The sequence below is a fragment of the Pseudoduganella sp. RAF53_2 genome, assembly GCF_052113985.1.
Taxonomy (GTDB): Bacteria; Pseudomonadota; Gammaproteobacteria; order Burkholderiales; family Burkholderiaceae_D; genus Rugamonas.
Genome location: NZ_JBFRDW010000525.1, coordinates 1 through 4,337 on the forward strand (window position 1 = coordinate 1; position 4,337 = coordinate 4,337).

Here is a 4,337-nt window from a genome sequence, read left to right on the forward strand (position 1 = left end):
GGACAGGTAGTAGGTATTATCGAAGTGGCAGACGGCGCGCGTCGCAACAGGGCCGGACAGGTCGGCCGAATAGCCAGCACGCAGCGTCATGTCAAGCTTGGCGCCAACGATACGGCCGTCGTCGTCATAGCCCACTTCGTATTCGTAGAAGAAGCAGTGGCGCTTGCCGGTTACCATCATGTCGTCATCGCGGTCGGCGCGCAGCTTGACCGGACGGCCGCTCTTCACTGCGGCAATCGCAGCGGCTGCAGCCCACAACGCCGATTGCGATTCCTTGCCGCYGAAACCACCACCCATGCGGCGGCATTCGACCTGCACATGATGCGAATGCAGCCCCAGCGCGTGCGCGACAACGTGCTGCATCTCGCTCGGATGCTGTGTGGAGCACTGCACCAGCATGCCCTTGTTTTCTTTCGGGATGGCGTAAGCGATCTGGCCTTCCAGGTAGAACTGTTCCTGGCCGCCGACAAAAAGCTGGCCCTGCACCTTGCGCGGCGCGCGCTGGAAGGCAGCTTCGCAATCGCCACGTTGCAAATGCATCGGCGGCAGAACGTAAGAACCGGCAGCCTTGGCCTGCTGCGGCGTCAGGATGACGGGCAGATCTTCGTAATCGACTTTCGCACGGCGCGCTGCGCGGCGGGCGTTGGTGTGACTGTCCGCCACCACGATGAAGATCGGCTGGCCGATGTAGAACACTTCGCCGTCAGCCAGGATGGGATCGTCGTGAATGATCGGACCGCAGTCATTGGTGCCCGGGATATCGGCCACCGTGTAGACCGCCTTCACGCCCGGCGACGAACGCACGGCATCGAGGCTCAATCCGGTAATGCGGGCGTGTGCTTTCGACGACAGGCCCAGCGCAGCATGCAGCGTGCCTTGCACTTCCGGGATATCGTCCGTGTAGGTGGCCTGCCCCAGCACGTGCAGCTCGGCCGATTCGTGCTTGCGTGGGATGCCGACGCCGCTCCAGGCGGCGGCCTTCAGTTCGGGAGTGACGGGATGATTCATGGTCTTTCCTTTCACGCGCCGGCGGCGAAAGCATTCACGTCCTGCGCGGACAATGGCGCTTCGCTGCGCGTCTCAAGCCAGAAGCGGCGCAGCAGATTCTGCGCCGTCTTCATGCGGTACTCGCTGCTGGCGCGCATATCGCTCAAGGGAGCATAGTCCTGCGCCAGCATCGCCATCGCTTCCTTCATCGCCGCCTCATCCCACACGCGGCCTTGCAGCAGCGCTTCCGTGCGCGCAGCGCGCTTCGGTGTGGCCGCCATGCCGCCAAAAGCGATGCGCAGCTCGGCAATCACGCCGTCTTCGATGCGGAAGGCGAAGGCGGCGCACACCGCGGAGATATCCTGGTCGAAACGCTTGGCCAGCTTATAAGTGCGGAACTGCACATCCGCGCGCGGCAGCGGCACGCGCACAGCTTGCACGAATTCGTCCGCCTGCAGATCCTTCTTCATGTAATCGAGATAGAAGGCTTCCAGCGGCAGCACGCGTTCACCTGCTGCGCCGCACAGTACGACCTCGGAACCCAGTGCGATCAGCCACGGCATGGAGTCGCCGATCGGCGAACCGTTGGCCACATTGCCGCCCAGGGTTCCGGCGTTACGAATCGGCAGCGAAGCAAAGCGCTGGCGCAGTTCGCCCAGCTCGGATGGATAGTGCTCGCACAGGGCGTTGTAAGCATCTTCCAGCGACACCCCGGAACCGATTTCCAGCTTGCCTTCGCTCACGCGCATTGCCTTCAACGCATCGACATGGCCGAGATAAATGATGTCCGCGATCTCGCGCATCTGTTTGGTGATCCACAGTCCCACGTCGGTGGAACCTGCCAGCAGCACGGCGGCCGGATTGGCAGCGCGCAGCTGGATCAGTTCATCGAGCGTGCGCGGCGCCAGGAAAGTCTGGCCATGCGCGTTGTACACCGCCAGCTGATCGCGCTTCAGCGCTTCCAGCTGCGCCACCAGCTGCGCGCGGTCGAACGCCACTTTCGGCAGCTCCATCATGCGCCGGGCCGCGTCGATGATGGGCCGGTAACCCGTGCAGCGGCACAAATTACCGGACAGGCAGTCGTCAATCTCCTTGCGTTCGGGCTTCCGACCCTCCTGCTTGAGGTACATGCCCCACATGGACATGGCGAAGCCCGGCGTGCAGAAACCGCATTGCGAACCGTGGCATTCCACCAGCGCCTGCTGCACAGGATGCAGCGCGCCGTCCTGCTGTTGCAGGTCTTCCACAGTGAACAGGGCTTTTCCGTCCAGGGTTGGCGTCAACTGGATGCAGGAATTCACGGCCTTCAGTTCAAGCTGGCCGTTGGCATTCAGGCCGCCCAGCACGACGGTGCAGGCGCCGCAGTCGCCCTCGGCGCAGCCTTCCTTGGTGCCGGTACAGTGCAAGTCCTCGCGCAGATGCTGCAGGACAGTCTGCGTCGGGGCGGCGTCATGCACTTCGTGCACGCTTCCGCGGTAATAAAAACGGATCGGTTCTGACATCTCGGCCTCGCAATAGTCCCAGATTGCAAGATTAGCACCGCACCCCACCGCCCCTATAAGAATTTACTGATTTTGAATATCAGCGATTTCGCATATACGGATGGTGCTGGTGCCAGTGCTCCGCAATATCGATGCGGCGGGTGATCCATACGCTTTCGTGGCCCTGAACATAGTCGAGGAAGCGGGCCAGCGCCGCCGCGCGCGCCGGACGTCCGACCAGGCGGCAGTGCAGACCGATCGACAGCATTTTCGGCTGGTTCAGGCCATTCGGGTCCCCTTCCTTATAGAGTACGTCGAAAGCGTCCTTCAGGTAGTCGAAAAATTGCGTGCCGCTATTGAAGCCTTGCATTGCAGCAAAGCGCATATCATTGGTATCGAGGGTGTAGGGCACGATCAGCTGCGGCGTGACGGCTGGCTTGCCGCCTGCGTCCGTGTGCGCAACTTCCTGCCAAAATGGCAGATCGTCGCCGTAATAGTCGGCATCGTAGCGGAAACCGCCATGCTCCACGACCAGCCGCCGGGTGTTCGGCGAGTCGCGGCCGGTGTACCAGCCCAGAGGTGCGCTGCCGGTCAGCTCCTTGATGATCCCAACCGCTTCCTTCATGTGGGCGCGCTCGGTGGCCTCGTCCATATTCTGGTAGCTGATCCATTTCAGGCCGTGGCAGGCGATTTCATGGCCCAGTTCCTGGAACGCGGCCACCGCTTCGGGGTTGCGCTGCAAGGCCGTCGACACGCCGAAAATCGTCAGCGGCAGCTTGCGCTCCTCGAACATGCGCAGCAAACGCCACAGGCCGGCGCGCGAGCCGTATTCATAAATCGACTCCATACTCATGTGGCGATTGGTGAACGCCGCTGCGCCGATGATCTCGGACAGGAAGGTCTCGGAGGCCGCATCGCCATGCAGCACATTATTCTCGCCGCCTTCCTCGTAATTCAGTACGAACTGCAGCGCCACGCGGGCTTTATCGGGCCAGTTCGGATGGGGAGTGGTGCGGCCGTAGCCGATCATGTCGCGCGGATAGCTCATGGTGAAGTCAGGGTGATTGGTATATCTTCCATCTTATATTGCCGGGTTGGCATCGGTATATGATTTACGGAATACGCAAATCAGCCCGCACATATAAGGATAATCATGGGAAAACTGACCACGCACGTACTCGATACCGCCAACGGCCGTCCGGCCTCCGGCGTGCGCATCGCCCTGTACGCCATCGCGCCGGACGGCTCACGTTCGCAATTAAAGGAAGAAACCACCAATGGGGACGGACGCTGCGGCGCACCGCTGCTGGAAGGCGCCGAGATGAAGCCGGGCCGTTATGAGCTGGTGTTTGAAGCCGGCGATTATTTCGCGGAGCACGGCGTGACGCTGCCGACGCCGCGCTTCATCGATCATGTGACGATCGCCTTCGGCATCGCGGACGGCGACCAGAACTACCACGTGCCGCTGGTGGTGTCGCCCTGGTCCTACTCCACTTATCGCGGCAGCTGATCGCCTTTGCCGTACACCTGAATCAAGCGCGCCAGCAGGTACAGGCGCGGTGCGATGCTGTCGATTTCGGCGTATTCATCGGCCGTGTGGATGCCGCCACCGACAATACCCAGGCCATCCAGCGTGGGCACACCGGCCGCGAAGATCAGGCTCGCATCGGCCGCGCCACCGCTGCTCTCAAGCGTCAGCTTGCGGCCCAGCTCCGCGTAGATATCCGCCGCCTGCTGCGCCAGCGCATCGGTGACCGGGCTTGGCGGCATTGGCGGGAAGCCGCGCACCAGATGGGCCTCGACCCGCGTTTCCGGGATCATCTTATTAGCCGACAGGCGCGCCAGATCATGCTCGACGCGGTCGAACTC

The 4,337-nt window shown here is 62.2% G+C and carries 5 protein-coding genes; 1 reads left to right on the forward strand and 4 read right to left on the reverse strand.

The window, feature by feature from the left end; all coding sequences use genetic code 11:
• The 3 genes from AB4Z11_RS24550 to puuE all read right to left on the reverse strand — a co-directional run.
• The coding region (locus AB4Z11_RS24550) for a molybdopterin cofactor-binding domain-containing protein (RefSeq protein WP_442028338.1) at positions 1–1,008 on the reverse strand (1,008 nt) is incomplete at its 3' end.
• Positions 1,009–1,019: 11 nt separating this feature from the next.
• Positions 1,020–2,489, reverse strand: coding sequence for a xanthine dehydrogenase small subunit (gene xdhA, locus AB4Z11_RS24555; RefSeq protein WP_442028340.1), 1,470 nt, complete (start codon positions 2,487–2,489; stop codon positions 1,020–1,022).
• A gap of 79 nt (positions 2,490–2,568) precedes the next feature.
• Positions 2,569–3,516 (reverse strand): allantoinase PuuE, encoded by a 948-nt coding sequence (puuE, locus tag AB4Z11_RS24560; RefSeq protein ID WP_442028341.1) that lies wholly within the window; start codon positions 3,514–3,516, stop codon positions 2,569–2,571.
• Positions 3,517–3,621: 105 nt separating this feature from the next.
• Here puuE and uraH point away from each other — a divergent pair, with 105 nt between their 5' ends.
• Positions 3,622–3,978 carry a hydroxyisourate hydrolase gene (uraH, locus tag AB4Z11_RS24565; protein ID WP_442028342.1) on the forward strand — a complete coding sequence of 119 codons (357 nt, stop codon included), beginning with the start codon at positions 3,622–3,624 and terminating at the stop codon, positions 3,976–3,978.
• On the opposite strand, the gene AB4Z11_RS24570 is transcribed toward uraH, so the two are convergent.
• On the reverse strand, positions 3,963–4,337 hold a 375-nt coding region (locus AB4Z11_RS24570), incomplete at its 5' end, for a M20/M25/M40 family metallo-hydrolase (protein ID WP_442028344.1). The two genes, uraH and AB4Z11_RS24570, sit on opposite strands and share 16 nt — an antisense overlap.

Bases quoted from the DNA above. Each gene is read 5' to 3' on its own strand.
- xdhA (WP_442028340.1), bottom strand. From the start codon at position 2,489: ATGTCAGAACCGATCCGTTTTTATTACCGCGGAAGCGTGCACGAAGTG.
- uraH (WP_442028342.1), top strand. From the start codon at position 3,622: ATGGGAAAACTGACCACGCACGTACTCGATACCGCCAACGGCCGTCCG.
- puuE (WP_442028341.1), bottom strand. From the start codon at position 3,516: ATGAGCTATCCGCGCGACATGATCGGCTACGGCCGCACCACTCCCCAT.